Source organism: Sinisalibacter aestuarii (genome assembly GCF_027923545.1).
In the GTDB taxonomy this organism is placed as follows: Bacteria; Pseudomonadota; Alphaproteobacteria; order Rhodobacterales; family Rhodobacteraceae; genus Sinisalibacter; species Sinisalibacter aestuarii.
The window spans coordinates 862705-886499 of record NZ_BROH01000001.1 but is presented as its reverse complement, the minus strand read 5'-3'; the positions used below and the strand labels follow the sequence as shown (position 1 = coordinate 886499).

The 23795-nt window shown below is 64.9% G+C and carries 28 protein-coding genes; 12 read left to right on the top strand and 16 right to left on the bottom strand.

The window, feature by feature from the left end; all coding sequences use genetic code 11:
• Positions 1-57: 57 nt before the first annotated feature.
• The gene (locus QMG28_RS04525) at positions 58-1098 is read right to left on the bottom strand and encodes a permease (RefSeq protein WP_281840962.1); all 1041 of its coding nucleotides are present in this window, start codon (positions 1096-1098) and stop codon (positions 58-60) included.
• Positions 1091-1438, bottom strand: a complete 348-nt coding sequence (locus QMG28_RS04520) for an ArsR/SmtB family transcription factor (protein WP_281840961.1) — start codon at positions 1436-1438, stop codon at positions 1091-1093. The genes QMG28_RS04525 and QMG28_RS04520 overlap by 8 nt, the downstream gene beginning before the upstream one ends.
• A gap of 106 nt (positions 1439-1544) precedes the next feature.
• On the opposite strand from QMG28_RS04520, the gene QMG28_RS04515 reads away from it, so the two are divergent.
• Positions 1545-2138 carry a uracil-DNA glycosylase family protein gene (locus QMG28_RS04515; RefSeq protein ID WP_281840960.1) on the top strand — a complete coding sequence of 198 codons (594 nt, stop codon included), beginning with the start codon at positions 1545-1547 and terminating at the stop codon, positions 2136-2138.
• A complete protein-coding gene (locus QMG28_RS04510) occupies positions 2138-2974 on the top strand; it encodes an SseB family protein (protein WP_281840959.1) in 837 nt (278 codons plus the stop codon). The genes QMG28_RS04515 and QMG28_RS04510 overlap by 1 nt, the downstream gene beginning before the upstream one ends.
• 141 nt (positions 2975-3115) lie before the next feature.
• Here the strand turns inward: QMG28_RS04510 and QMG28_RS04505 are convergent, their stop codons facing one another.
• Positions 3116-3574: a CAP domain-containing protein gene (locus tag QMG28_RS04505; RefSeq protein ID WP_281840958.1), complete on the bottom strand. Its 459-nt coding sequence runs from the start codon at positions 3572-3574 to the stop codon at positions 3116-3118.
• Positions 3575-3576: 2 nt separating this feature from the next.
• Positions 3577-3828 carry an accessory factor UbiK family protein gene (locus tag QMG28_RS04500; RefSeq protein WP_281840957.1) on the bottom strand — a complete coding sequence of 84 codons (252 nt, stop codon included), beginning with the start codon at positions 3826-3828 and terminating at the stop codon, positions 3577-3579.
• Between the two features lie 93 nt (positions 3829-3921).
• Here QMG28_RS04500 and lgt point away from each other — a divergent pair, with 93 nt between their 5' ends.
• The 4 genes from lgt (at position 3922) to QMG28_RS04480 (ending at position 6900) form a co-directional block, all read left to right on the top strand.
• Positions 3922-4797, top strand: a complete 876-nt coding sequence (gene lgt / locus QMG28_RS04495) for a prolipoprotein diacylglyceryl transferase (protein WP_281840956.1) — start codon at positions 3922-3924, stop codon at positions 4795-4797.
• Positions 4794-5852 carry a class I SAM-dependent methyltransferase gene (locus QMG28_RS04490; RefSeq protein WP_281840955.1) on the top strand — a complete coding sequence of 353 codons (1059 nt, stop codon included), beginning with the start codon at positions 4794-4796 and terminating at the stop codon, positions 5850-5852. Before lgt ends, QMG28_RS04490 begins: the two co-directional genes overlap by 4 nt.
• Positions 5849-6607 (top strand): peptidoglycan editing factor PgeF, encoded by a 759-nt coding sequence (gene pgeF, locus QMG28_RS04485; RefSeq protein ID WP_281840954.1) that lies wholly within the window; start codon positions 5849-5851, stop codon positions 6605-6607. Before QMG28_RS04490 ends, pgeF begins: the two co-directional genes overlap by 4 nt.
• A 164-nt stretch (positions 6608-6771) precedes the next feature.
• Positions 6772-6900, top strand: coding sequence for a hypothetical protein (locus QMG28_RS04480; RefSeq protein ID WP_281840953.1), 129 nt, complete (start codon positions 6772-6774; stop codon positions 6898-6900).
• 67 nt (positions 6901-6967) lie between these two features.
• Here QMG28_RS04480 and QMG28_RS04475 read toward each other — a convergent pair whose 3' ends face one another.
• Positions 6968-7468 carry an Lrp/AsnC family transcriptional regulator gene (locus tag QMG28_RS04475; RefSeq protein ID WP_281840952.1) on the bottom strand — a complete coding sequence of 167 codons (501 nt, stop codon included), beginning with the start codon at positions 7466-7468 and terminating at the stop codon, positions 6968-6970.
• A 194-nt stretch (positions 7469-7662) separates the two neighbouring features.
• Here QMG28_RS04475 and trxB point away from each other — a divergent pair, with 194 nt between their 5' ends.
• Positions 7663-8607: a thioredoxin-disulfide reductase gene (trxB, locus tag QMG28_RS04470; RefSeq protein WP_281840951.1), complete on the top strand. Its 945-nt coding sequence runs from the start codon at positions 7663-7665 to the stop codon at positions 8605-8607.
• A 156-nt stretch (positions 8608-8763) separates the two neighbouring features.
• On the opposite strand, the gene QMG28_RS04465 is transcribed toward trxB, so the two are convergent.
• Positions 8764-9435, bottom strand: coding sequence for a HEAT repeat domain-containing protein (locus QMG28_RS04465; RefSeq protein ID WP_281840950.1), 672 nt, complete (start codon positions 9433-9435; stop codon positions 8764-8766).
• Positions 9436-9838: 403 nt separating this feature from the next.
• On the opposite strand from QMG28_RS04465, the gene QMG28_RS04460 reads away from it, so the two are divergent.
• A complete protein-coding gene (locus tag QMG28_RS04460) occupies positions 9839-11908 on the top strand; it encodes a bifunctional sulfate adenylyltransferase/adenylylsulfate kinase (RefSeq protein ID WP_281840949.1) in 2070 nt (689 codons plus the stop codon).
• 307 nt (positions 11909-12215) lie between these two features.
• Here the strand turns inward: QMG28_RS04460 and QMG28_RS04455 are convergent, their stop codons facing one another.
• The gene (locus QMG28_RS04455) at positions 12216-12443 is read right to left on the bottom strand and encodes a DUF1150 family protein (protein WP_281840948.1); all 228 of its coding nucleotides are present in this window, start codon (positions 12441-12443) and stop codon (positions 12216-12218) included.
• Between the two features lie 42 nt (positions 12444-12485).
• On the bottom strand, positions 12486-12899 hold the full coding sequence (locus QMG28_RS04450; protein WP_281840947.1) for an Hsp20 family protein: 414 nt from the start codon (positions 12897-12899) through the stop codon (positions 12486-12488).
• Positions 12900-13069: 170 nt separating this feature from the next.
• Between QMG28_RS04450 and QMG28_RS04445 the strand changes: the two genes are divergently transcribed.
• Genes QMG28_RS04445 through QMG28_RS04435 form a run of 3 tightly spaced genes read left to right on the top strand, consistent with a single transcriptional unit; the run spans position 13070 to position 14898 of the window.
• On the top strand, positions 13070-13288 hold the full coding sequence (locus tag QMG28_RS04445; RefSeq protein WP_281840946.1) for a YdcH family protein: 219 nt from the start codon (positions 13070-13072) through the stop codon (positions 13286-13288).
• A 46-nt stretch (positions 13289-13334) separates the two neighbouring features.
• The gene (purE, locus tag QMG28_RS04440) at positions 13335-13823 is read left to right on the top strand and encodes a 5-(carboxyamino)imidazole ribonucleotide mutase (protein WP_281840945.1); all 489 of its coding nucleotides are present in this window, start codon (positions 13335-13337) and stop codon (positions 13821-13823) included.
• Positions 13816-14898: a 5-(carboxyamino)imidazole ribonucleotide synthase gene (locus tag QMG28_RS04435; protein WP_281840944.1), complete on the top strand. Its 1083-nt coding sequence runs from the start codon at positions 13816-13818 to the stop codon at positions 14896-14898. The genes purE and QMG28_RS04435 overlap by 8 nt, the downstream gene beginning before the upstream one ends.
• Positions 14899-15189: 291 nt before the next feature.
• Here QMG28_RS04435 and QMG28_RS04430 read toward each other — a convergent pair whose 3' ends face one another.
• The 7 genes from QMG28_RS04430 to QMG28_RS04400 all read right to left on the bottom strand — a co-directional run bounded on the left by QMG28_RS04430 (position 15190) and on the right by QMG28_RS04400 (position 22023).
• Positions 15190-15987, bottom strand: a complete 798-nt coding sequence (locus tag QMG28_RS04430; protein WP_281840943.1) for an esterase/lipase family protein — start codon at positions 15985-15987, stop codon at positions 15190-15192.
• Between the two features lie 79 nt (positions 15988-16066).
• Complete coding sequence (locus QMG28_RS04425; protein WP_281840942.1) at positions 16067-17191, bottom strand: DUF8173 domain-containing protein; 1125 nt, start codon at positions 17189-17191, stop codon at positions 16067-16069.
• Between the two features lie 248 nt (positions 17192-17439).
• The gene (groL, locus tag QMG28_RS04420; protein ID WP_281840941.1) at positions 17440-19077 is read right to left on the bottom strand and encodes a chaperonin GroEL; all 1638 of its coding nucleotides are present in this window, start codon (positions 19075-19077) and stop codon (positions 17440-17442) included.
• A 44-nt stretch (positions 19078-19121) separates the two neighbouring features.
• A complete protein-coding gene (locus tag QMG28_RS04415; RefSeq protein ID WP_281840940.1) occupies positions 19122-19409 on the bottom strand; it encodes a co-chaperone GroES in 288 nt (95 codons plus the stop codon).
• 341 nt (positions 19410-19750) lie between these two features.
• On the bottom strand, positions 19751-20878 hold the full coding sequence (locus QMG28_RS04410) for a cytochrome-c peroxidase (protein WP_281840939.1): 1128 nt from the start codon (positions 20876-20878) through the stop codon (positions 19751-19753).
• Positions 20879-21000: 122 nt separating this feature from the next.
• Entirely contained in the window at positions 21001-21168 is a 168-nt protein-coding gene (locus QMG28_RS04405; RefSeq protein ID WP_281840938.1) for a hypothetical protein, read from the bottom strand.
• 204 nt (positions 21169-21372) lie between these two features.
• A complete protein-coding gene (locus tag QMG28_RS04400; RefSeq protein ID WP_281840937.1) occupies positions 21373-22023 on the bottom strand; it encodes a DUF2161 domain-containing phosphodiesterase in 651 nt (216 codons plus the stop codon).
• A gap of 305 nt (positions 22024-22328) precedes the next feature.
• On the opposite strand from QMG28_RS04400, the gene QMG28_RS04395 reads away from it, so the two are divergent.
• The gene (locus tag QMG28_RS04395) at positions 22329-23249 is read left to right on the top strand and encodes a manganese-dependent inorganic pyrophosphatase (RefSeq protein WP_281840936.1); all 921 of its coding nucleotides are present in this window, start codon (positions 22329-22331) and stop codon (positions 23247-23249) included.
• 67 nt (positions 23250-23316) lie between these two features.
• Here QMG28_RS04395 and QMG28_RS04390 read toward each other — a convergent pair whose 3' ends face one another.
• A complete protein-coding gene (locus QMG28_RS04390) occupies positions 23317-23628 on the bottom strand; it encodes a hypothetical protein (protein WP_281840935.1) in 312 nt (103 codons plus the stop codon).
• Between the last annotated feature and the right edge of the window lie 167 nt (positions 23629-23795).

Sequence of the window (23795 nt, the reverse complement as noted above, 5' to 3'; positions counted from 1 at the left end):
TCTGTCCGGCTGACATAATCCAACTGGCGCGCAGGAACAACCGGGCTGCCGGAGCGATCAGGCGATCGCGCCCCAGGCAAGCCCGGCAATGATGGATCCGGCGACGGCGAGGCCAAGATATGCCGCAAAAACACGCGGCTTGACGAGCGCCCAGACTGCCACCGCCGCCGGGATGCAGCTCACCCCTCCGGCGATGACGAAGGACATCGCCGCACCGGGGCTCATGCCCTGATCCAGCAGCCCTGCCACCATCGGCACCGCCGCATAGCCGTTAAGATAGGCCGGGGCACCAACCAGCGCGCCCAGCACCACGGGCCAGAGCCCATCGCCGCCAAGCACACGAGCGATGAGATCGGCGGGAATATAGCGCAGCATCAGGGCTTCGATAAGGTAGGCCAGCAGCAGCCACTTGCCGAGGAACAGGATATTGTCCCACGCCGTCGCGCGGAAGGTGGCGCGGCGCTGCGGGTCCGGCCAGAACCGCCAGACGACCTTGCCGGAAAACGGCGCATCGGAGGAACAGGAGGAGGCACAGCCGCAGCTTTTGACGGGCGCGTGTTTCAGCGGATTGGCAAAGAGCGGCGAGGTGGCAAGGGCGCGCGTTGCGAAGCCCCCGAGCAATCCCAGGCCCACCGCCGCCGCCGTCTTGCCCAGCGCGAAGGGCATTCCAAGCTCGCCGGCGGTGATGAAGAACATCGCCGGGTCCATCAGCGGCGAAGCGAGCCAGAAGGCCATGACCGCCGAGAGCGGCGCGCCCACCGCCAGCAGGGCGGCGATGAAGGGAATGACCTCGCAGGAGCAGAAGGGCGAAAGCCCGCCCATCAGCGCCGCAAGCACGATCATCCGCACCTCGCGCCCCTCGAAGGCACGCGCAAGCAAGTTCTCCGCGCCGGTCGCCTTCATGTAGGCCACAGCGAAGACCGCGAAGAGGATAAACACGCCGGTATGGGCAATCGCACCGCCGGCAAAGCGCAAGGTGGGCAAAAGCTCGGCCGGTGCGAAAATCGCGAGGATCACCGGGATCGCGGCGATGGCGACCCAAGCGCCATCTGGCCTGAACTTGCCCGTAAGGGATGTCTGCTGGGTGGTCTCAGCCATGGTCATGCCCCTCCCCGGGCCCGCAATCGGCGCAGCATTCCGACAGGAGATAATCCGCCAGCGCACGCATGATATCGTAGTCGGCCGCGCCACAGATGATGGAGCGGCCCCGTTTTTCCTGTGTGACCAGACCGGCGCCCGCGAGGATCTTCAGGTGGTGGGTCAGCGTCGATCCCGTCACCCCGGTGCGCTGGCCCAACGCGCCCATCGTCAGGCCGTCAGGACCGGCCCGGACAAGAACGCGCAGCACCCCGAGGCGCTGTTCGGAGCCGAGAGCGGCGAAGGCCGAGGCGGCAACCTCGACGGGAAGGGCGGTAATCTGGCACGATTCGTTTTTCATATTTCTAGAAATATCGAAGCGTTTATCGCTATGCAATTTATTTCGAGAAGTGTCGAAACTTCTGCGCTGCTTGCCCGCCCCCCACCGCGCCCCTATCTCATTGCCCATGCCCGCGCTCACCGACCAGATCCGCGCCTGCCGCCTCTGCGCCGACCGCTTCGCCGCGACGAAGACGGCCCATGCGCCACGCCCCGTCGCCTGGTTTTCGCCCGAGGCGACGATCCGTGTCGTCGGGCAGGCCCCGGGAATGCGGGTGCATGAGAGCGGGTTGCCGTTCAACGACGCCTCCGGCGACCGTCTGCGCGACTGGATGGGGGTGAGCCGCGATGTGTTCTACGACCGCGCCCGGATCGCCATCACGCCGATGGCCTTCTGCTTCCCCGGCTACGATGCGCGCGGCAGCGACCTGCCGCCGCCCGGGCTCTGCGCCGAAACCTGGCATGATGCCGTCGACGCCGCGCTGCCGAATGTCCGCCTTACCCTGCTGGTGGGCGCCCATGCGCAGCGCCGCTACCTGGGCACGCGCGGCGCATTGACCGACACCGTGCGCGGCTGGCGCGACCATGCGCCCCGTGTCTTCCCCTTGCCTCACCCGTCCTGGCGCAATACGGGATGGCTGAAGAAAAATCCGTGGTTCGAGGCCGAGCTGCTGCCGGTGCTGCGCGACCGCATGACAGAAGAATTGGGAGGAAACACCTGATGGCCATGACGCCGCTCGACCATGCCCATACGGACATGATGGAGAACCCCGAGGACGACGCGCTGCGGCTGAAATTCTACCAGCGCCTCGCCGACACCACGCTGTTTCTGCTGCTCAGCCGCGAACCCGAGGGCGCGGTGCTCGACCCCGAAGTTCTGGAGTTCGACAATCAGGACACCGCCAATATCGACCGCTATGCACTGGTCTTCGACACCGAAGAGCGGCTCGGCTCCTTCGCCGCGAGCTACAAGAACGACGCCCTGCCCTATGCCGCCCTGCCCGGCCGGGTGATCGCGCAATCAATCGCCGGGCAAGGCGTGGGGCTAGCGCTGAACCTCGATGTCGCGGTCTCGTCGATCACCCTGCCCGCCGCGGCGATGGACTGGCTGGCCGATACGCTCGACATCAAACCCGAGGAAGGCGAGCGCAACCTCGTCGCCATCGCGCCCCCCTTCGGCCTGCCCGACGGGCTGATCGAGGGGCTTGAGGAAAAGCTGGTGACCGCCGCCGGCCTCGCGTCTCACGCCGTCTTCGTCAAAGGCACCTATTCCGACGACAGCGACGGCTGGCTGCTCGCCTTCATCGACGCAGAGCCCGGCGCCGAGCAGGCACTGGCACGCGCGACGCATGAGGCGCTGGTTTTCTCCGGCACCGACCTCGCCGCGGTCGACGTGGCCTTCTTCGCCTCGAACGATCCGATCTGCGAACATCTCGACCATATGGGGCTGCGCTACGAATTTCCCGACCCGGAGGCGGGCGAGCGGGACGAAGACGGGTTCGAGGAAGTGCATGCCGGGCCGGGCAGCGATCCGACCAAGCCGCCGATCCTGAACTGAGGGCCGGACCGGGGGCCAGCCCCCGGACCCCCGGGATATTTTCGGCAAGATGAATGAGGGACGGGCTTTCAGGAAGCCTGCATTCGGGGGCCGGATTCGCCACCTGTCTTGCGCCTGGGTTTCAGTTTTCCGGCAAGCCGGCTAGTGGGCGGCATAGTCCATCACCCAGACGAGGCGGCCCTGCATCACCGCGATGCCGATGCCGTATTCGTCGATCCCGCCCAGCAGGATGTTCTTGCGGTGGCCGGGCGATTGCATCCATTCGGCCACCACCTGCGCCGCCGTCCGCTGGCCCCAGGCGATGTTTTCGGCGGTGAGGTGGGTGCGGTAGCCGGTGGCCCTGATCCGCCGCTTCGGCAAGCTGCCGCCCGCACCGCGATGCGAGAATGTGCCCGTTTCCGCCATCCAGCAGGCATGGGCCATGGCGGCTTCGTCAAGCCTGGGCGCATGGCCGAGCGGCACCCGCCCGTTGGCGTTGCGCTGCGCGTTTACAGCCTTGGCCATATCGGTGCGAAGCTGGGCAAGATTGGCGGGCGCCGTGCAATCCGCCACCGCCATGCCGGGCAGCAGGGCGAGGACGAATGCGGCCAGCGCGCGCAAGCTCAGCCCTTGTTGGCGGCGGCTTCCAGCGCCTCGATGCGCGCTTTCAGCGCCTCGTTCTCTTCCCGCGCCTTCTGAGCCATCGCGCGCACGGCGTCGAACTCTTCGCGGGTGACAAGCTGTCGGTCGGCCAGCCAGCGGTCCATCCAGCTTTTCATCGCCGTCTCGGCCTCGGTCTTGGCCCCCTGCGCCACGCCCATCGCGTTGGTGAAGAGCTGCGAGAAATCGTCAAAGACCTTGTTGCGGGTCGACATGGGCAAGCCTCCAAATCACTTTCGCTCTATATGGGCGAGAGCGCGGCGATGCACAAGGTTGACACCCCGTCCGGCCAGCGCCAATCAGGGCGCATGTTTGCCGCGATCCCCTTTCCCGACATTTCGCCCGAGCTGTTTGCCGTGGATATCGGCGGCTTGCATCTCGCCATCCGCTGGTATGCGCTCGGCTATATCGTCGGCATCCTGATCGGCTGGTGGATCATCGCCCGCGCCATCGCCGCCCCGGCCCTCTGGCGCGACGCCGCGCCGATGACGAAAGCGCAGCTTGAGGAGCTGGTGACATGGATGGTGATCTCGATCATCGTCGGCGGCCGGCTCGGCTTCGTGCTGTTCTATCAGCCGGGCTATTACCTCAGCCATCCGCTCGACATTCCGAAGGTCTGGATGGGCGGCATGGCGTTTCACGGCGGCTTTCTCGGCGTCGTGGTGGGGGTGTGGCTGTTCTCGCGCAAGCACAAGCTGGCCACCGCGAGCATCGCAGACCTGCTGGCGCTGGCCACGCCACCGGCGCTGGGCCTGGTGCGGGTGGCGAATTTCATCAATGCCGAGCTTTGGGGCCGCCCGACCGATCTGCCCTGGGGCGTGATCTTCCCCGGTGAGCTTGCGCAATCCTGCGCCACCGCCGCCGCACCCTGCGCCCGCCACCCGTCACAACTTTACGAGGCCGGGTTGGAGGGGCTGGTGCTGATGCTCGTGCTGATCGTCCTCGCCTGGGGCCGGGGCTGGCTGAAAGTGCCGGGCCGGATCGCGGGCACGTTCTTTCTGGGCTATGGCATGTCGCGCTTCATCGTCGAATTCTTCCGGCAGGCGGACCCGCAATATATCACCCCCGACGATCCCTTCGGGCAGGTATTCCTCGGCATGACGATGGGCCAGCTCCTGTCGCTGCCGATGGTGCTGGCGGGCATACTCACCATCCTCTGGGCCAACCGGCGCGCCCGCGCATGAGCCTGCGCGACGCCCTTCTCGCGCGGATCGCCGAAACCGGGCCGATGCCCGTATCCGACTACATGGCCGAGTGTCTGACCCACCCGACGCTGGGCTACTACACCACCCGCGACCCGCTGGGCGCGGCGGGCGATTTCACCACCGCGCCGGAGGTCAGCCAGATGTTCGGCGAGCTTGTCGGGCTGGCGCTGGCGCAGGGCTGGCTGGATCAGGGCGCGCCCGCGCCGTTCACGCTGGCCGAGCTTGGGCCGGGGCGTGGCACGCTGATGGCCGATATCCTGCGGGCGACGCGCGGCGTGCCCGGATTTCACACTGCCCTGCGGCTGCACCTCGTCGAAGCCTCGCCGCCCCTGCGCGAAAAACAGCGCACGGCGCTGGCCGGGATGGAGGTGACCCACCACGACAGCGCCACCACCCTGCCCGACGCGCCGCTCTTCCTTGTGGCCAATGAATTCTTCGACGCGCTGCCGATCCGCCAGTTCGTGCGGGCCGGCGCTGGCTGGCGGGAGCGCCTTGTCGGCGCCGAGGCTGGCGCGCTGGCCTTCGGCTTGGGCGGCCCGGCGCATCCCGGCGCCCTGGCCGCACGCGACGATGTGCCGGAGGGCAAGCTGGTGGAAACCTGCCCATCCGCCCCGGCCATCATGGCCGAGATCGAAGCACGGATCGCAACGCAAGGGGGAGCGGCGCTGGTGATCGACTATGGCGACTGGCGCTCGCTGGGCGACACCTTGCAGGCGCTCCGCGCGCACCGGCCGGAAAGCCCGCTCGCCAATCCCGGCGCCGCCGACCTCACGGCGCATGTGGATTTCGAGGCGCTGACGCTGGCCACCCCGCGCCTTGCCGCCGCGCCGCTTACGCCGCAGGGCGTGTTTCTCGAACGCCTCGGGATCACTCAGCGCGCCCGGATGCTCGCCACCCGCCTGAGCGGCGCGGCGTTGGACAGCCACATCGCCGCCCATCGCCGCTTGACGCATCCCGATGAAATGGGAACCTTGTTCAAGGTGCTCGCCCTCATGCCCATGGGCGCACCGATGTTGCCGGGACTGGAACCATGAACCTCGAATTCATCACGTCGGACGCGCTTGAAGGTGTGAGGCATGGGTTCTTCACCCGCAAGGGCGGGGCCTCGTCCGGGGTTTATGCCGGGCTCAACTGCGGCGGCGGATCGGATGACCAGCGCGACGCCGTGGCGCTGAACCGCAGCCGGGTGGCACAGGCGATGGAGGTGGCGCCCGACGCGCTGACCACCGTTTACCAGACCCATTCCGCCGAAGTGGTGCCTGTCACCGCTCCCCTGCCCGAGCCCCGGCCGCAAGCCGATGCGATGGTAACGGCCACGCCGGGCATAGCGCTCGCCATCCTGACCGCCGATTGCGAGCCGGTGCTGTTTGCCGACCGCACCGCCGGTGTGATCGGCGCGGCCCATGCGGGGTGGAAAGGCGCGCTCGACGGCGTGCTGGACGCCACGCTCGACGCAATGGAAGCGCTGGGGGCCGAGCGGCGCAACATCGCCGCCGCGATCGGCCCGACGATCAGCCAGCGCGCTTATGAGGTGGGGCCGGAATTCGTGGAGCGCTTCATCGACGAAGACCGCGACAATGCCCGCTTCTTCGCAAGCGGCGACGGCGACCGGGCGCTGTTCGACCTGCCGGGCTACGGTCTGTTCCGTCTGCGCAACGCCGGCATCGGCCATGCGGAATGGACGCGCCACTGCACCTATTCCGACCCTGCCCGCTTCTATTCCTACCGCCGGTCGGTCCACAGCAAGGAAGCCGATTACGGGCGGCTGATATCGGTAATCCGGCTCTGAAACGGTTTCCCGCCCGGCAACAATCGGGGGTAAATCGCCCGGATTGTGACCGGAAGAAGCCCCCGACTTTCCCCGACAGCGCCCAAAACCTGCCCCATTCCGGGGCGACACATGTCTTAACGAAACGACACGCCCGTGGGGGCGACAGACCGAAGGGCAGAGACATGAAAAAGCGCTGGATGAAATCGGTGATCGACGCGGCCAATACGGAAACGGCCGAGCTTCCCTGGACCCGTGGCGCCCGCCGGGCGAAGCGCAAGGCCGCCGCCCGCGCCCGCGCTCTGGCCGCCTGACCGGCATTCAATCTCCAAACACACAGGCCGCCCTCCAGGGCGGCCTTTGTGCTTCGTGAGAGCGGCCTCAGCTTGCCGCGTTCACCCGCGCTTCGAGCACGTCAAAGGGCACGCCCGGCTCATCCTTGGCATCGCGGATCACCAGCGAGGTTTTCACGCTCGCCACGTTGTCGGCCGCCGTCAGTTGCTCGGTGAGGAACGACTGGAAGGTCGACAAATCCGGCGCGACGCATTTGAGGATGAAATCCACCTCGCCGTTCAGCATATGGCATTCGCGCACCAGCGGCCATGCGCGGCAGCGCGCCTCGAAGGCCGAAAGATCGGCCTCGGCCTGGCTCTGCAGCCCGACCATGGCGAAAACCTGCACCTCGAAACCAAGCTTGCGGGCGTCCACATCGGCGTGATAGCCGCGGATGTAACCCAACTCCTCCAGCGTCCGCACCCGGCGCAGACAGGGTGGGGCCGAAATGCCGACCCGCTTGGCGAGTTCGACATTGGTCATCCGGCCATCGGCCTGCAATTCCGCAAGGATCATGCGGTCAATCGGATCAAGCTTACTATGGGGCATGGAACATCCTCGCGAAGTTGCGCGAACACTACTGGCGCGCGCAGGGATGCGCAATATTGTTTCGCCTTTACGCAAGATCATGTCGCACCCGGTTTTTATCCGATGCTCGAATTGACAGCATGTCGCAAGGGGTTTCGGGCAGGGAACGGGCAGATTATATCGGGTCCAACTCAAGTATTTCGAAGGGTATCCCCATGTCCGAAACACGTCACACCAAGGTTCTCATCATCGGCTCCGGCCCGGCGGGCTACACGGCGGGCGTCTACGCCGCGCGCGCCATGCTCAATCCCATTCTCGTGCAGGGGATGGAACCGGGCGGCCAGCTCACCACCACCACTGAGGTGGAAAACTACCCCGGCTTCACCGAGATCCAGGGCCCCGAACTGATGGTCAACATGCAGGCCCATGCCGAAGCCATGGGCACAGAGGTGATCCAGGACATCATCACCGAGCTCGACCTGCAAAACCGCCCCTTCACCGCCAAGGGCGACTCGGGCAACACCTATACGGCTGACGCGGTGATCCTCGCCACCGGCGCGCGCGCCAAGTGGCTGGGCCTGCCGAGCGAAGACAAGTTCAAGGGCTTCGGCGTTTCCGCCTGCGCCACCTGCGACGGGTTCTTCTACCGTGACAAGCCGATCGTGGTGATCGGCGGCGGCAACACCGCCGTGGAAGAGGCGCTGTTCCTCACCAATTTCGGCTCGAAGGTGACGGTGATTCACCGTCGCGACGAGTTTCGCGCCGAGAAGATCCTGATCGACCGGCTGATGAAGAACCCGAAGATCGAAGTGCTGTGGGACAACGTGCTCGACGAGGTTGTCGGCACCGACATGCCGATGGGCGTAACCGGCGTGAAAGCCAGGAACGTGAAAACCGGCGAGATCACCGAGATCACCGCCGACGGCGTGTTTGTCGCCATCGGTCACGCGCCGGCCTCGGAACTGGTGAAAGATCAGCTTGAGCTGCATAACGGCGGCTATGTGAAGGTAGAGCCGGGTTCGACCCGCACCAATATCGAGGGCGTTTTCGCCGCCGGCGACCTGACCGACCATGTCTACCGCCAGGCCGTCACCTCCGCCGGCATGGGCTGCATGGCCGCGCTCGACGCCGAACACTGGCTCGCCGCGCAGGATAACTGAGCCACACGCGGGATAGGACAAACGCCGCTCGGCAAGAAATCCCGGGCGGCGTTTATCCCTGGCAAGGCCAGCATGGCCGCGTTCGAACCGGGCGCTCGCAGCCCGGATTGAGGCGACAAGGACCATTCCAACGCGAACGTTTGGTGTGACCGCAGATCAGTCCCTGGTGCGAGGCGCGAGCACGACTTTGACCTGATCAATCGCATACTGAAAATCGACATTGCGATCGTAGAGTATCTTTTCAGTGGCCCGCGCATGTAGTTGCACGTCGTGGTCATCGCTCGACACGGCCTTGCGAAGGATCGGGCCTGCCGCATCCTCGCCCAGCGCGATCAGGGCACGGCTCAAGCTCAGCTGCACATCTCGACCGCCGCGGCCGAGCTGTGAACCCAAATCCTCCGCCAGTGACTTTTCTTTTCCCGGCGGGACCATGGATACCGCAGCACGCCACGCAGCTTTAGCGACCTCATCGTTGGGATCGCGCAGCAAAGGTGCGGTGATCACCGGCCAGGCGTTCTTGTCCTTGATTTTGGACAGCGTGTGCAAGGCTTGCGACCTGGCCTGCGCGTTGGCGGATGAGACTTCGGCACATAGTCTCGGGACAACGATATCCTTCGGATACCGGAGCAAACTCCAAGTGAGCTGCTCCCTGACATGAAAGTCAGGCTCAACGGCGCAACGATCCAGCAGTTCGTCAAGAAGATCCAAATCCGGATGGACACCAGCGATGAGCGCAGCCTTCAGGCGCACAGATCCCTCGCTGGATCGCAGAGCGGCAATCAGGTCGGGTTTATCTCTTCCGCTGTTCATATGAACAAATTCGTCCACTGGCCTTCTCTATGACGGAACGCACAAAAACGAACCCAGTTTGCTGCGGCGCACGGCAAACAAGGCCGGTCGAGTCGATCCATCGCCTGCACCGGCTTCCGGCACCGCAAGCGCGGCGCGCTCTGGTGCTTGAACCGCTCAGAAATAAAGTATCTACCACATCGGGCGCCGCCGGCATTGACCTTGCGCAAATCCACTTCAATTCGGCGCCCGAGCACGTTGCTTTCCCGTGTGGTCGGGGCTCGGAGCACATATGCGCCGTATCCCGCTTGACGGCCCGCTCCACCTGCCGCGTTGCACGAGAGTCACAATTTGAAACAGGACGCATTTCTCCGGATTTCCTCCTTCCAAAGTCCTTCCGTTTCTGAGATATGTTCACCCGTGAACACACTTTGACCCACCGATGCCCGCAACCGCCACCACACCAAACCCCTCCGAGGAAGACCTGCTCTTCCGCCTCCTGCGCCAGCTCGAACAGGCGCCGGACGCATCGCAGCGCGCGACGGCGCAGGCGCTCGGCATTTCGCTCGGTCGCCTCAACGCCCAGCTTCGGGCGGTGACCGATGCCGGACTCGTCAGGATCAGCGACCGGGCCGGGCCCGACCGGCGGAGCCGCTTCGCCTATGCGCTGACCTCGCGCGGCGCGGCGGAAAAAGTGCGCCTCACCGACCGGTTCCTCGCCCGCAAATTCGCCGAATATGACGCATTGCACGCCGAACTGACCGGCACCACCAGTGGACTCGTTCCCCTCAAGCATAGGACCAAGATCGTGCAGAGTAACCTCACCCCCATTCCCGAACTCTACGTCTCCTACGAGAGCGCCCAGAAGCTGAAGGTCGAAGCCGCCGACCTCGTGAGCTGGGATCTGACCCCGCGCCAGATCAACGATCTCGAACTGCTGATGAACGGCGGGTTCAACCCGCTCAAAGGGTTCCTGACCGAAGAGGATTATGACGGCGTCGTCGAAAACATGCGCCTCGCCGATGGCAGCCTCTGGCCGATGCCGATCACGCTCGACGTGTCGGAAGACTTCGCCGCCAAGCTCGAAGAGGGGCAGGATATCGCCCTGCGCGACCAGGAAGGCGTGATCCTCGCCACCATGACCGTCACCGACAACTGGGTGCCGAACAAGGCGCGCGAGGCCGAGAAGGTGTTTGGCGCCGATGACATCGCCCATCCGGCGGTGAACTACCTGCACAACACCGCCGGCCCGGTCTATCTCGGCGGGCCGATCGTGGGCATCCAGCCGCCCACCCATTACGATTTCCGCGCCCGGCGCGACACGCCGAACGAGCTGCGCGCCTATTTCCGCAAGCTCGGCTGGCGCCGGATTGTCGCCTTTCAGACCCGCAACCCGCTGCACCGCGCCCACCAGGAGCTGACCTTCCGCGCCGCCAAGGAGGCGCAGGCCAACCTGCTGATCCACCCGGTGGTCGGGATGACCAAGCCGGGCGACGTGGATCACTTCACCCGCGTGCGCTGCTATGAGGCGGTGCTCGACAAATACCCGCAATCGACCACCACGATGAGCCTGCTGCCGCTGGCGATGCGCATGGGCGGCCCGCGCGAAGCAGTCTGGCACGGGCTGATCCGCAAGAATCACGGCGTGACGCATTTCATCGTCGGGCGCGATCATGCCGGCCCCGGCAAGAACTCGGCGGGCGAAGACTTCTATGGCCCCTATGAGGCGCAGGATCTGTTCCGCGAATACGAGAGCGAAATCGGCGTCGAAATGGTCGACTTCAAGCACATGGTCTATGTGCAGGAGCGTGCCCAATACGAGCCCGCCGACGAGATCGAAGAGGGCGTGACCGTGCTCAACATCTCGGGCACCGAGCTGCGCCGCCGTCTGGCGGAGGGGCTGGAAATCCCCGAATGGTTCTCCTTCCCCGAAGTGGTGCAGGAGCTGCGCCGCACGCGGCCGCCGCGCGCCAAACAGGGCTTTACCGTGTTCTTCACCGGCTTCTCCGGTTCGGGCAAATCGACCATCGCCAACGCGCTGCAGGTCAAGCTGATGGAAATGGGCGGCCGCCCTGTGACGCTGCTCGACGGCGATATCGTGCGCAAGAACCTGTCGTCCGAGCTGGGCTTCTCGAAAGAGCACCGCGATCTGAACATCCGCCGGATCGGTTATGTGGCCAGCGAGATCACCAAGAACGGCGGCATCGCCCTCTGCGCCCCGATCGCGCCCTATACGGCCACGCGCCGCGCGGTGCGCGAGGATATCGAGCAATACGGCGCCTTCGTCGAAGTGCACGTGGCGACCTCGATCGAGGAATGCGAGCGGCGCGACCGCAAGGGCCTCTACAAGCTGGCCCGTGAAGGCAAGATCAAGGAATTCACCGGTATCTCCGACCCCTACGAGACGCCGGAAAACCCCGAGCTGCGGGTTCAGACCGAGGGGGTGGACGTAGACAACGCCGCCCATCAGGTGATCCTGAAACTGGAATCCATGGGGCTGATCGCCGGGTAACATGTTCTGCGAGTGCCGAAAACGACAAGGCCGGGGATGATCCCCGGCCTTTTCGTTTCACCCTGCCCGGCCCGGCGCCCGATTGGCGCATGCGGGAGATTTGAGTATTTTTGCAAGGATGAAGGGGCCGGCGCGTGCTCCGATCCGCCGGCGGCCACCTTGCTCGTCATCTCGCTTACCACGATCCCGCCACGTTTCGGGCAGGTGCCTCAGGTGGTGGAGGCGCTGCTCGCACAAGGGGCCGACCGCGTGACGCTGCTGCCGCCGCCGCGCTTATTCATCGGAAATTCGGGATCTGGCCGGAGATCTAATGCACCGCAACCGGGGCGAGATCGTTCTGCCGGGCGAGCACGAAGGCCATGTGCCGGTCGCGCACCAGCGCCAGCCGCTCGCCTTCGGCGGAATGCACGGCATAGAGCTTCTTCAGCCCGCCAACCTCACGGCGCACCTCTTCCGGCAGATCGGCCACATCGACCTCACGGATATAGACGATCCGGTCGTCGCTGTCGGGCAGACCATTAAACTTCACATCCATAACGCTCTCCTTCCTCACTTGGAACGCGCCGGGGCGATTGGCTCACCCCTTGCGGATCTGGATCGTCTGCACGAGCTTTTCCGGCTCGGCCCGCTCCAGATCAATATGCAGAAGCCCGTTTTCGGTGGTGGCCCCGGACACATCCACGCCATCGGCCAGCACGAAGCTTTTCATGAACTGGCGGGCGGCGATGCCACGATGCAGGAACACCCTGGCTTCGTCCTTCTTCGGGGACCGGCCCCGCACCACCAGTTTGCGGTCTTCCACGGTGATCGACAGATCGTCGTCAGAGAACCCGGCCACCGCGAGGGTGATCCGGTAGGCGCGTTCGCTTACCTGTTCGATGTTGAAGGGCGGGTACCCGTCGGCGCCCGATTTCTCGGCCTGTTCCAGCATCCGCTCGATCTGGTCGAAGCCCAGAAGAAACGGGTGGGTGCCCAGCGTCAGTTTGCTCATCTACACGTCCTTTGCACAAGCGACCTGTCTGCCCGGTCCCGGTCTCGGCGACCCGGCTGACAGAAATATGGGGAGCGCGACCGCGCCCCGCAAGAGGCCGCAATTCCCTTTGGAATCCGGCGCAGAAGGCGTAAGTTCTTCCGCAGACAGAAAAAACCGACTCGGATCAAATGGCCAAAGCGCGTGAAATGGATCAGGAAGATGTGCTTCGGGTGGAGCTTGAAGTGCTGCGCCAGGAACACCGCGACCTCGACGCCGCGATCCAGGCGCTGGAAGAGCGCGCCGTGTCCGACCAGCTTACGATCACCCGGCTGAAAAAACAGAAACTTCAGCTCAAGGACAAGATCGCGCGGATCGAAGACACGCTCACCCCCGATATCATTGCCTGAGCGCCGGTTTGCGCGTAGAAGGCCCATTCCTGCAGATGAGGCGGTTATGGCAGACGTGAAAGTGGGCATCATCATGGGCAGCCAGTCGGACTGGCCGACCATGAAGGAAGCGGCGAATATTCTCGACGAGCTTGGCGTGGCCTATGAGGCGAAGATCGTCTCGGCGCATCGCACGCCGGACCGGCTGTGGGATTATGGCAAGGCTGCCGCCGGGCGCGGGCTGCAGGTGATCATCGCGGGTGCCGGCGGAGCCGCGCATCTGCCCGGCATGATGGCCTCGAAAACCCGGGTGCCGGTGATCGGCGTGCCGGTGCAGACCAAGGCGCTCTCGGGCGTCGACAGCCTCTATTCCATCGTCCAGATGCCCAAGGGCTACCCCGTCGCCACGATGGCGATCGGGGCTGCGGGCGCCGCCAATGCCGGGCTGATGGCAGCGGGCATTCTCGCGCTGTCGGACCCGGATCTGGCCGAACGGCTCGACGCCTGGCGCGCCGCTCTCTCCGCCTCGATCCCGGACGCGCCGCAAGATGAGTAGCGCCCCCCTCGCGCCCGGCGCCACCATCGGCATTCTCGGCGGCGGCCAGCTCGGCCGGATGCTCTCGGTGGCGGCCTCGCGGCTGGGGCTGAAAACCCATATTTTCGAGCCGGGCGCACATCCCCCGGCGGGCCAGGTGGCCGACCGGGTGACCACGGCGGACTATGACGATGAAGACGCGCTGCGCGCCTTTGCCACCAGCGTCGATGTCATCACCTACGAATTCGAGAACATCCCCACCGCCGCGCTCGACCTGCTCGAAAGCCTGCGCCCGGTGCGGCCCAACCGCGAAGCGCTGCATTTCAGCCAGGACCGGCTGGTGGAAAAGACCTTTCTTGAAGGGCTTGGCCTGCAGGTCGCGCCCTTTGCCGAGGTCAACGGCGCGAGCGATCTCGCCGCCGCGATGGAGAGCACCGGCACGCCCGCGATCCTGAAGACCCGCCGCCTTGGCTATGACGGCAAAGGGCAGGCCCGGATCGGCGCGGCGGGCGACGCACGGGCCGCGCTCGATGCGATGAACAGCGCGCCGTCGATCCTTGAAGGCTTCGTCGATTTCACCTTCGAGGTCAGCGTGATCGCCGCGCGCGGGCTGGATGGTGAGGTGGTCTGCTTCGATCCGGGCCAGAACGTGCACAAGGATGGCATTCTCGCCACCACCACCGTGCCCGCCGCACTTTCGGCGCCGCAGCACCGGCAGGCCATCGAGGCGGCGCGCAAGATCCTCGGGGCGCTCGACTATGTCGGCGTGATGGGGATCGAATTCTTCGTCAAACAGGACGGGCTGATCGTCAACGAGATCGCACCCCGGGTGCATAATTCGGGGCACTGGACGCAGAATGGCTGCGTGATCGACCAGTTCGAGCAGCATATCCGCGCGGTGGCGGGATGGCCGCTGGGGGATGGCAGCCGGCACAGCGACGTGGTGATGGAAAACCTGATCGGTGAAGATATGGCCCGCCTGCCCGCGCTGGCCGCCGATCCGGCCAACGCGCTGCATCTCTACGGCAAGGCCGATGTGAAACCGGGCCGCAAGATGGGGCATGTCAACCGGATCACGGGCCCGGCAAAGGGCTGATCCGCCATCTTTGGTGCCGGTCGGCCGCCGCACCGGCCCCCGCCGTCAGGATCTTTTAGAAGATAGCGGAAATCTTAACGCGGATAGAGACTTAAGATATTTTAATGCAAAGGAATTTTTACATAGCCTGGCGCCAGGATTCTAGGACTCTAGAGTTCTGGAGGTGTTGACCAGGCCCACCGGGGGAGTCTGCCCCCCTTGCCCATGCCCATTCTATCTCCAGATGGCCGTGAATGCTCCGGCGCATGTCCTCCGATACGCAACGGCCCCAGCCGCGCCGGCACGGGCATCTCAATCGTAGCCCGCCTCCTCGCGCACCCGGTCGAGCACGTCGCCATAGGTCAGTTCATGATCGAACCTGCCGGTTTCGAGAAATTCGACCACTTCGGCAATCACGAACGGGCTCACCATGGTGAAGGTATGCGTCACCGGCAGAACGATGTGGTCGGCCATGCCCGCGATCTTGGTGCTCTCGACCGAGACCTTGCCATCGTCCTCGCCTTCGATGAGGCGCGAGAAGATCGGGTTCATCGACTGGTTGCCGGCGATCACGCCAAGCTCATAGGCGGGAAGGCCAGCATTGTTCGGCACCGACCCCGGCTCCGTGCCCAGTTCCAGCCCGGCGGGGCCGTTCAGCCATTCGAACGGCTCGAAATCGCCAAGCTTGTAATCGCGGAAGGCATCGACCAGTTCGGAGCCATGGTTGGGCGGCGCGAGCATCACCACCCGGCCCATATTGATCGGGCGGAAATCCTTCAGCCAGACGCGGACCAGAATGCCCCCCATCGAATGGGTGACGAAATGGGTGCGCTCCGCGCCGCATTTTTCCACCGCCGGCGGAATCGCAAGCTGCACCAGTTCCTCAACACTCGCCTCGTTGGAGGGGTAGCCATCGTTTACCACATGATAGCCGAGCTGGATGAGCGCCTCCTCCAGCACCAGCATCGAGGTGGGCGACCGCGAAAGCCCATGGAGCAGGATCACGCAATCCTGCCCCGGCGCAGCCGGGTCGTCGCCTCCCGTGCCCTGTGCCGAGACGGCAAGAGGGGTCAGGAGGGTACACATCAGGAGCGCGGCGAAACGTGTCATGGGAATAAGATACGGTGGGAATACACGGGATGCGAGGGGCACCGGGCCAGAGCCCGGCACCCCCAGCTGCTCCGTTGCGTCAGGCCATGTCAGCCACGCCCAGTTTCATGATCCGGGCGACGAGCGCCCCGGCGCCGACGAGGAAGATCGCCATGACGGCCAGCCAGCCGAGCCACGGGATCAGCCCGATCAGCGCGCCGATGGCAGCGCCGGCAAAGGCCGCGATGGCCCGGTCGCCGGTGCTGTCCGGCATACCGCGCCCCGCCATGCCGAACGCCCAGACGCCGATCGCATAGGCGCCGATCACATAGCCGAGTATGCCAAGCAGCACCGCCGCGATGATCGACACCGGCACCAGCACGATGCCGATCCCGGTCATCGCCAGGAACACCACCGAGCCGACCAGCGCCGAGAGGCCGACAAAGCCGACCGCGCCGGTGCGCAGCGGCCGCGACAGCGCCCGTTCCCGCAGGCCCGCGAGGTAGCCCGGCGCCACGGCGGCAAAGATCGTGCCCAGCACGCCGACGACGAGCACACCGCCCAGCCAGCCCGTCAGGCGCTGGAAGAAGCCCGGGCGATCCACCGATGGCATGCCGTCCACATCGTCCCATTCGCCCATCTCGTGCAGGATCACCCGGTCGCTGCCCGCCACGCTGCTGGGCACCTCGATGGACGACGGATCGTCGGCATAGATATGCACCTCGCCCGCAACACGGGCGCCATCGCCCCAGTCGACATTGGCCGCTGCCAGCGCGAGATCGCCGCCGACAGTTGCATCAAGCGTGACATGTTCACCGCCGAGAATGGCATTGCCGGCAACCGGCGCGGTGATGTCAACGCTGGAGCCGGTGGCGCGCAGGTTGCCCGACACCGGCTCGCTCACGATCACGCTGTCGCCCGCTGCAGTAACGTTGCCAGCCACGGTGCCATCAACCTCGACCGCCATGCCGACACCGTAGAAGTTCTGGCCAACGCGGCTTTCGAGCGTCACATAGCGCCCGGCCATATGGGCCGTGCCCTCGATATCGGCGCGGGCGGTCACCTTGTCGCCCGCGATGAACAAATCCTGCACCGCGTCGCCCGCAAGGGTCACGTTGCGCCCGGCGAGATAGGCATCGCCGCCAAAGCGCCAGTCGGCCGCATCCTGCGCCAGTGCGGGCGCGGCCAGCACGATCAGAAGAATTGGAAGAAGTATGCGTCGCATAGGAATGTCCCCCGAAGCAAATGTTACGTAGCTTTACATAGGATCTTTTCCGCTGGTTTTTAAGACGGCTTGGCAAAATGCCGCCACGTCATCGGTGCCAGACCGGCCCTGCGCGCGGCCACAGCCGCCCGGGCCGCTGCCTCGCCCGCGCATGGCTGCCGCACCGGCAATGAAAAAGGGCCGCGCGAGGCGGCCCTTTCCGTGGTTCGATTGGCGAAGAGCCTTTCCGGACAAAGCCGGAAAAGGTCTTACATCATGCCCATGCCGCCCATGTCGGCCATGCTGGGGGCGCCGCCGGCGCCTTCCTTGGCGGGCTGCTCGGCAACCATCGCTTCGGTGGTGATGAGCAGACCGGCGACCGAGGCCGCGTCTTCCAGCGCGGTGCGGGTCACTTTGGCCGGGTCGATCACGCCGAAGGCGAACATGTCACCATATTCTTCCGTCTGAGCGTTGAAGCCGAAGGTCAGATCGTCCGACTCGCGGATCTTGCCCGCAACCACGGCGCCGTCGACACCGGCATTCTCGGCAATCTGGCGCAGCGGCGATTCGAGCGCGCGGCGCACGATGGCGATACCGGCGTTCTGATCGGCATTGGCGCCTTCGAGCCCGTCGAGCCCCTTGGCGGCCTGCACCAGCGAGACGCCGCCACCAACCACGATGCCTTCCTGAACGGCGGCACGGGTGGCGTTCAGCGCGTCGTCGACGCGGTCCTTGCGCTCTTTCACCTCGACCTCGGTCATGCCGCCCACGCGGATCACGGCCACGCCGCCGGCGAGTTTCGCAACACGCTCCTGCAGCTTCTCACGGTCGTAATCGGAGGTGGTTTCCTCGATCTGGGTGCGGATCTGGGCCACACGGGCTTCGATCTCGGCCTTCTCACCGGCGCCGTCGACGATGGTGGTCTCTTCTTTCGAGATCGTGATCGTCTTGGCGGTGCCGAGCATGTCCATGGTGACATTTTCGAGCTTCATGCCCAGATCTTCCGAGATCACCTGGCCGCCGGTCAGGATCGCGATGTCCTGCAGCATGGCCTTGCGGCGATCGCCGAAGCCCGGCGCCTTCACGGCGGCGATCTTCAGGCCGCCACGCAGCTTGTTGACCACGAGGGTGGCCAGCGCTTCGCCTTCCACGTCTTCCGCGATGATGAGGAGCGGCTTCTGCGACTGGATGACCTGCTCAAGCAGCGGCACCATCGGCTGCAGCGACGAGAGTTTTTTCTCGTGCAGCAGGATGTAGCAATCGTCGAGCTCGGCGAGCATCTTGTCGGGGTTGGTCACGAAATAGGGCGAGAGGTAGCCACGGTCGAACTGCATGCCTTCGACGACCTCAACTTCGGTCTCCATGCCCTTGTTCTCTTCGACGGTGATCACACCCTCGTTGCCAACCTTCTGCATCGCGTCGGCGATGAAGCGGCCGATGTTTTCTTCGCCGTTGGCCGAGATCGTGCCGACCTGGGCGACTTCGTGGCTGTCTTTCACTTCGCGGGCGGCGTCCTTGATCGCCTGAACCACGTTCTGCGTGGCGAGGTCGATGCCGCGCTTGAGGTCCATCGGGTTCATGCCGGCGGCAACCGCCTTCATGCCCTCGGTCACGATCGCCTGGGCGAGCACGGTGGCGGTGGTGGTACCGTCGCCGGCCTCGTCATTGGTGCGCGAGGCGACTTCCTTCACCATCTGCGCGCCCATGTTCTCGAACTTGTCTTCCAGTTCGATTTCCTTGGCGACCGACACACCGTCTTTGGTGATGCGCGGGGCGCCGAAGGATTTGTCGAGCACCACGTTGCGGCCTTTCGGGCCGAGGGTGACTTTCACCGCATCCGCGAGAATGTTCACACCTTTGAGCATCTTGGTGCGGGCGTCGTTGCCGAACTTGACGTCCTTGGCCATGTTTCTAGCTCCTGTTCAAATCTGTTTCGATTGCGGTCCGACGATCAGGCGATGATGCCCATGATGTCGGATTCCTTCATGATCAGCATTTCGGTGCCGTCGACGGTCACCTCGGTGCCCGACCACTTGCCGAAGAGAACCTTGTCGCCCTCTTTCACATCCAGCGGGATGCGGTCGCCATCTTCGTCACGGGCGCCCGCGCCCACGGCCACGATGATGCCCTCGGCGGGTTTTTCCTTGGCGCTGTCAGGGATGATCAGACCGCCAGCGGTCTTTTCTTCGCCTTCAACGCGGCGCACGAGCACGCGGTCATGCAGGGGAGTAAATGCCATTTCAGAGGCTCCTCAACTCTGTTGTTCAGGTCTTGGCACTCACCGGGGGCGAGTGCTAACGGCGCATAGCTAGGGAGCGGGCGCGGGGCTGTCAACAGCACGGGAGAGGATTTTTGTCGCCATTTGACCCGTGCGTTGACACCCGGTGTTGCAGTGAACCCGGATGTTGCCGCCAGCGCGGAGAAAGAAAGGCATGACCGGAGCCGCGGAGGGGTGGGATCTCCCTCGTCGATAGCGTTCGACGATGCCGGGACCGTCTCCTCGAGCCCATTGCCAGGGCCGCCGCTCCTGACGCCGACAATGCCAGCCCCGGCAGCGAGAGCAGGATTGTCCGGAACCCGCTACTCCAGAAGATACTCATACCGCGCGTCGGTAAGGGTTTTCATGAAGGCGACCAGTGCGTCGATCCGCTTGTCGTCCAGCGCCGGCCCGTGGGTGAGTTCTTCCATCGACAAGGTGTCGGGCACTTCCGGCGGCGCGAAGGGCGCGCCGGTTTCGGGGTTGATCAGCATTTCGGGGGTCTTGGTGTTGTACATATTATAGAACAGCACCACCGTGCGCAGATCGCCGAACACGCCGTTATGCATATAGGGGCCGGTCACCGCCACGTTGCGCAGGGTGGGCACCTTGAATTTGCCGTCGGTGGCCGGATCGTCCACCTCCGGATTGGCGAGAAGCCCGTGGTCGATCCCGGTCACGCCGGTCATCGAGCGGACGGCGCGGTTCTCCGGCACGCCGATATTGTGGTATTCGTAGTTGGAAAAGGTCTCGTCCGCGGCCACCGGCGAGGTCCGCAACTGGTGGCAAAGATTGCAATTGGTGAATTGCTGCGAAAAGAACAGGAGCCGCCCAAGCTCTTCCTCCTGCGTCAGCGCCACCTCACCACGCAGAAACCGGTCATACTTGCTGTCGAAAGGCGCGAAAACCTCGGTGCGCTCGAAGGCGGCAATCGCTTCGGTCATCGCCCGGTATGCCGCGTCGGTCTCGTTCCACACATCGCGGCCGAACAGCGTGGCGAAGGCGTCGATATAATCGGGGTTCTCGCGCAGCCGCGCCACCACGCTGGCCTTGTCCGGCATCCCCATCTCGATCGGGTTCAGCGGCGGGCCGCCTGCCTGGCCTTCGAGATCGGGTTCGCGTCCGTCGAGGAACTGACCACCGCGGTAGATACCCGGATCGAGCTGTTCGAAGCGGGGCGAGAACATCGCATAGGCGGCTGTCGGGGCGTTACGGTCGCCCAGGCTGGCGCCATCGTCACCGAGCGACACGGCAAGGCCCGCGTCGGTCTCGCGCGGGTCGGTGAAGGCGAAATCGGGGTTGTGGCAGGTGGCGCAGGACTGGGTGCGGTTGGCCGAGAGGGCCGCATCGTTAAACAGCGCCTCGCCCAGCGCTTCCATCGTGTCGAACCCCTCGCCCGGCGCCGGGGCGGCGAGGCCGATCAGGCAGGCAGCCAATGTGAAGGGCTTCATGATACGTCTCCGTTTTCCCCTCCCCTAGCGCGCTCAGGGTGGGGCGGACTTGATCCTGATCAAAATTGTCGGTTTTTACAACACGATTGTCAGGGGCGCGACCGCGGCCGCGCCCCCTTCTTTCAGCGCCCCCGGGATTTGCCGGGCAGCGGGATGTGTTTGACGGATTTGTCAAAGCCCCCCTTGCCAGGCTGGCCCGGCAGATGCGCGGGCGTGCGCGAGGGTTTCGGCGTGGATTTCGGCACGCCGCCTTTGCCCGCCGGGGCGGGCTTCTTGGTTTTGCGGGTCATGGATGACCTCCGTGATCAATGGAAACGGGCGCAATGCGCCGGTGGGCCGGTCAGCCGTGCTGGTCCATCATCAGGATACTCCGGGAAAGAATTGCAGGGCCGACGCGCGTGGCGTCAGCGGATACGGCGGGAAGGCATGCCCAGCTTGATCATCGTCTGCACTCCTGTCTGGTCCCTGACAGTAACGTCACACGCGATCTGCCGTCAATCCCCGGCCTTCGCACGCCCCGGCTCGGCTAGCTGGTAGACACCTTTCGCCACCCGCTCGAACCAGCCGTAATGGTTGTCGGCCATCATCCGTGTGGCAAGCCGCACACCGGTCTCCTTCGCCACCACCGCCCCCTTGCTCGGGCCGTTGGCGGCGAGGAAGGCGGCGATGCGTTCGGCATCCTGCCGGTAAGCGGTGACGATCTTGCCATTGGTGCCGCCGGTATTGGGGTCGCCCGTGCGCCGGGCGAACTCGCCAAGCAACCGCGCCTTACGGGCGGGCGACTTGCGCGGGCGGAACGGCGCCGGATCGGCATGGACCTGGACAAACCCGTCGTCCAGCCGCACCGAGAGCACGCCCAGCCCCAGCCGCCTGCACAAATCGACATTGCCCTTGAACGCCTTCCACCCGGCCCGCCCCAGCCAGCGCGGCACGGCGACATAGACACTGTCGGTCAGCTTCTGGCGCGCAACGGCCTGCTGCAACAGGGTGAGCGAAAAGCCGGCCTTCAGCTCCACCACCACCAGCGCGTCCCCGGCCACGCCGACCACGTCCGCCGGACCCACCTCGGCCTTCACCTCGTAGCCGGCGGCTTCGAGATGCGCCTTCACGGGTGCGTAGAGATCGGTTTCGCGGGGCCGGGTCATGGCGCCTTGTAGGCGGTTGGGCGCGGCAGGGGAAGCGCGGCGGAGAGCTGGCCCGGCAAGAAAGATGAACGCGGGGTTAACGCAGAGAAACAGGCAACACATTGATATTATGCGATTTCACTGGCCACAAAGACTCCAGAAATCCGGATTTCTGGAGACGTTCGGCAACAGATCCCCGCGCCGCAGACAGCCTCGCCATCACCCCGCCCCGCCGCAAATGCCGCAGCTGCGAAGAGCCGCGTGACAAGCCCCCGCCCCTATCTTATAAGGCCCGCGAACTCCCAATCACGAATGGAACCGCGACCATGACCACCCTCGTTTTCGGCCACAAATCGCCCGACACCGACTCGACCGGCTCGCCGCTGATCTGGGCCTGGTATCTTTCCGAGGTGAAAGGCACCCCCGCCGAGGCGGTGCTGCTGGGCGAACCCAACACCGAGGCCGCCTTCGTGCTCCAGCGCTGGGACGTGGCCAAGCCGCGCATCATCGCGGATGTGGACGCCGATCAGCCCTGCGTCGTGGTCGACACCAACAACCCCGCCGAGCTGCCGGCCGGCATCAACGCCGCCGATCTGCGCCAGATCATCGACCACCACAAGCTTGCCGGCGGGCTTGAAACCAAGGGGCCGATCGACATCACCATCCGCCCTGTCGCCTGCACGGCGACCATCATGTATGACCTGATGGGCGACGATACCGCCAGGATGACCGACGAAATCCGCGCGCTGGCGCTGTCCTGCATCCTTTCAGACACGCTGGAATTCCGCTCGCCCACCACCACACCGCGCGATCGCGAAGTGGCCGAAGACCTCGCCCATGAACTGGGCATTTCGATCCCGGACTATGCCGCCGAGATGTTCGCCGCGAAATCCGATGTCTCGGCCTTCTCCGATGCCGAGTTGTTGCGGATGGATTCGAAGGAATACGCCATCGAGGGCACGAAGTTCCGCGTTTCGGTGCTGGAAACCACCGCGCCGGATATCCCGCTCGACCGCAAGGCGAGCCTGATGGAAACGATGAAGACCGTGGCCGAGGAAGATGGCGTCGATCAGGTGCTGCTTTTCGTCGTCGATATCCTCAACGAGGAAGCCACCTTGCTGGTGCCGAACGCGCTGGTGAAAACGGTGGCCGAAAAGAGCTTCGCCGCCACCGTCGAGGGCGATACGGTGGTGCTGCCCGGCGTTGTGAGCCGCAAAAAGCAGATCATCCCGAACCTCAAACTCTGATCTGCCGCAACTCTGGCTGAACAAACCCCCGCAGGATCGTCTGCGGGGGTTTTCTATTGCCCGGCGATCAGCGGCGGGCCCGGGCGCCGTCCTGGCCGCCGCTGCCACCACCCTGCGCACCGCCGCCGGAGTAACCTTGCGCCAACCCAAGCCCGTCATCCCGACCGGCATCGAGCACCAGCTTGCCGTAGGCGTCGCGGACCATCACCCCGAGCATTTCATCCTCGCCGGGCGTGCCCTCGCTCTGAGCGAGGTTCTCATCGTGATACTGCATCAGAACGGTATCTTCGGTACTCATCCACGGGTTGTTATGGGCTGCGAGGAGCGGGGTGGCGACTGTGCCGGCCAGAAGGAGGGCGAAGGATTTTGCGAGCGTCATTGATCTGCCTCTCGTTGTTTCAGCCCCGCGGTCGGTCGCGGGGCTTTCGGTAACGGGCCGGCAGTTATTCAGCAATTACCGATACTGCACGCGCAGGAATGTCGCAGGGGGCATTTGGGCGGTTTCCGGCCATAAGGTGACGATGCCGCGCAGGACTCCGCGCGCCG

What these genes read in the sequence shown, in the direction of transcription:
- QMG28_RS04460 (WP_281840949.1), top strand. Translation starts at nt 9,839, where the DNA reads ATGCCCGCAACCGCCACCACACCAAACCCCTCCGAGGAAGACCTGCTC.
- QMG28_RS04430 (WP_281840943.1), bottom strand. Translation starts at nt 15,987, where the DNA reads ATGACACGTTTCGCCGCGCTCCTGATGTGTACCCTCCTGACCCCTCTT.
- QMG28_RS04490 (WP_281840955.1), top strand. Translation starts at nt 4,794, where the DNA reads ATGAGCCTGCGCGACGCCCTTCTCGCGCGGATCGCCGAAACCGGGCCG.
- groL (WP_281840941.1), bottom strand. Translation starts at nt 19,077, where the DNA reads ATGGCCAAGGACGTCAAGTTCGGCAACGACGCCCGCACCAAGATGCTC.
- QMG28_RS04480 (WP_281840953.1), top strand. Translation starts at nt 6,772, where the DNA reads ATGAAAAAGCGCTGGATGAAATCGGTGATCGACGCGGCCAATACGGAA.
- QMG28_RS04455 (WP_281840948.1), bottom strand. Translation starts at nt 12,443, where the DNA reads ATGGATGTGAAGTTTAATGGTCTGCCCGACAGCGACGACCGGATCGTC.
- QMG28_RS04450 (WP_281840947.1), bottom strand. Translation starts at nt 12,899, where the DNA reads ATGAGCAAACTGACGCTGGGCACCCACCCGTTTCTTCTGGGCTTCGAC.
- trxB (WP_281840951.1), top strand. Translation starts at nt 7,663, where the DNA reads ATGTCCGAAACACGTCACACCAAGGTTCTCATCATCGGCTCCGGCCCG.
- pgeF (WP_281840954.1), top strand. Translation starts at nt 5,849, where the DNA reads ATGAACCTCGAATTCATCACGTCGGACGCGCTTGAAGGTGTGAGGCAT.
- QMG28_RS04390 (WP_281840935.1), bottom strand. Translation starts at nt 23,628, where the DNA reads ATGACGCTCGCAAAATCCTTCGCCCTCCTTCTGGCCGGCACAGTCGCC.
- QMG28_RS04405 (WP_281840938.1), bottom strand. Translation starts at nt 21,168, where the DNA reads ATGACCCGCAAAACCAAGAAGCCCGCCCCGGCGGGCAAAGGCGGCGTG.
- QMG28_RS04445 (WP_281840946.1), top strand. Translation starts at nt 13,070, where the DNA reads ATGGCCAAAGCGCGTGAAATGGATCAGGAAGATGTGCTTCGGGTGGAG.
- QMG28_RS04410 (WP_281840939.1), bottom strand. Translation starts at nt 20,878, where the DNA reads ATGAAGCCCTTCACATTGGCTGCCTGCCTGATCGGCCTCGCCGCCCCG.
- QMG28_RS04475 (WP_281840952.1), bottom strand. Translation starts at nt 7,468, where the DNA reads ATGCCCCATAGTAAGCTTGATCCGATTGACCGCATGATCCTTGCGGAA.
- QMG28_RS04415 (WP_281840940.1), bottom strand. Translation starts at nt 19,409, where the DNA reads ATGGCATTTACTCCCCTGCATGACCGCGTGCTCGTGCGCCGCGTTGAA.
- QMG28_RS04525 (WP_281840962.1), bottom strand. Translation starts at nt 1,098, where the DNA reads ATGGCTGAGACCACCCAGCAGACATCCCTTACGGGCAAGTTCAGGCCA.
- QMG28_RS04520 (WP_281840961.1), bottom strand. Translation starts at nt 1,438, where the DNA reads ATGAAAAACGAATCGTGCCAGATTACCGCCCTTCCCGTCGAGGTTGCC.
- QMG28_RS04500 (WP_281840957.1), bottom strand. Translation starts at nt 3,828, where the DNA reads ATGTCGACCCGCAACAAGGTCTTTGACGATTTCTCGCAGCTCTTCACC.
- QMG28_RS04395 (WP_281840936.1), top strand. Translation starts at nt 22,329, where the DNA reads ATGACCACCCTCGTTTTCGGCCACAAATCGCCCGACACCGACTCGACC.
- QMG28_RS04400 (WP_281840937.1), bottom strand. Translation starts at nt 22,023, where the DNA reads ATGACCCGGCCCCGCGAAACCGATCTCTACGCACCCGTGAAGGCGCAT.
- lgt (WP_281840956.1), top strand. Translation starts at nt 3,922, where the DNA reads ATGTTTGCCGCGATCCCCTTTCCCGACATTTCGCCCGAGCTGTTTGCC.
- QMG28_RS04515 (WP_281840960.1), top strand. Translation starts at nt 1,545, where the DNA reads ATGCCCGCGCTCACCGACCAGATCCGCGCCTGCCGCCTCTGCGCCGAC.
- QMG28_RS04425 (WP_281840942.1), bottom strand. Translation starts at nt 17,191, where the DNA reads ATGCGACGCATACTTCTTCCAATTCTTCTGATCGTGCTGGCCGCGCCC.
- QMG28_RS04510 (WP_281840959.1), top strand. Translation starts at nt 2,138, where the DNA reads ATGGCCATGACGCCGCTCGACCATGCCCATACGGACATGATGGAGAAC.
- purE (WP_281840945.1), top strand. Translation starts at nt 13,335, where the DNA reads ATGGCAGACGTGAAAGTGGGCATCATCATGGGCAGCCAGTCGGACTGG.
- QMG28_RS04435 (WP_281840944.1), top strand. Translation starts at nt 13,816, where the DNA reads ATGAGTAGCGCCCCCCTCGCGCCCGGCGCCACCATCGGCATTCTCGGC.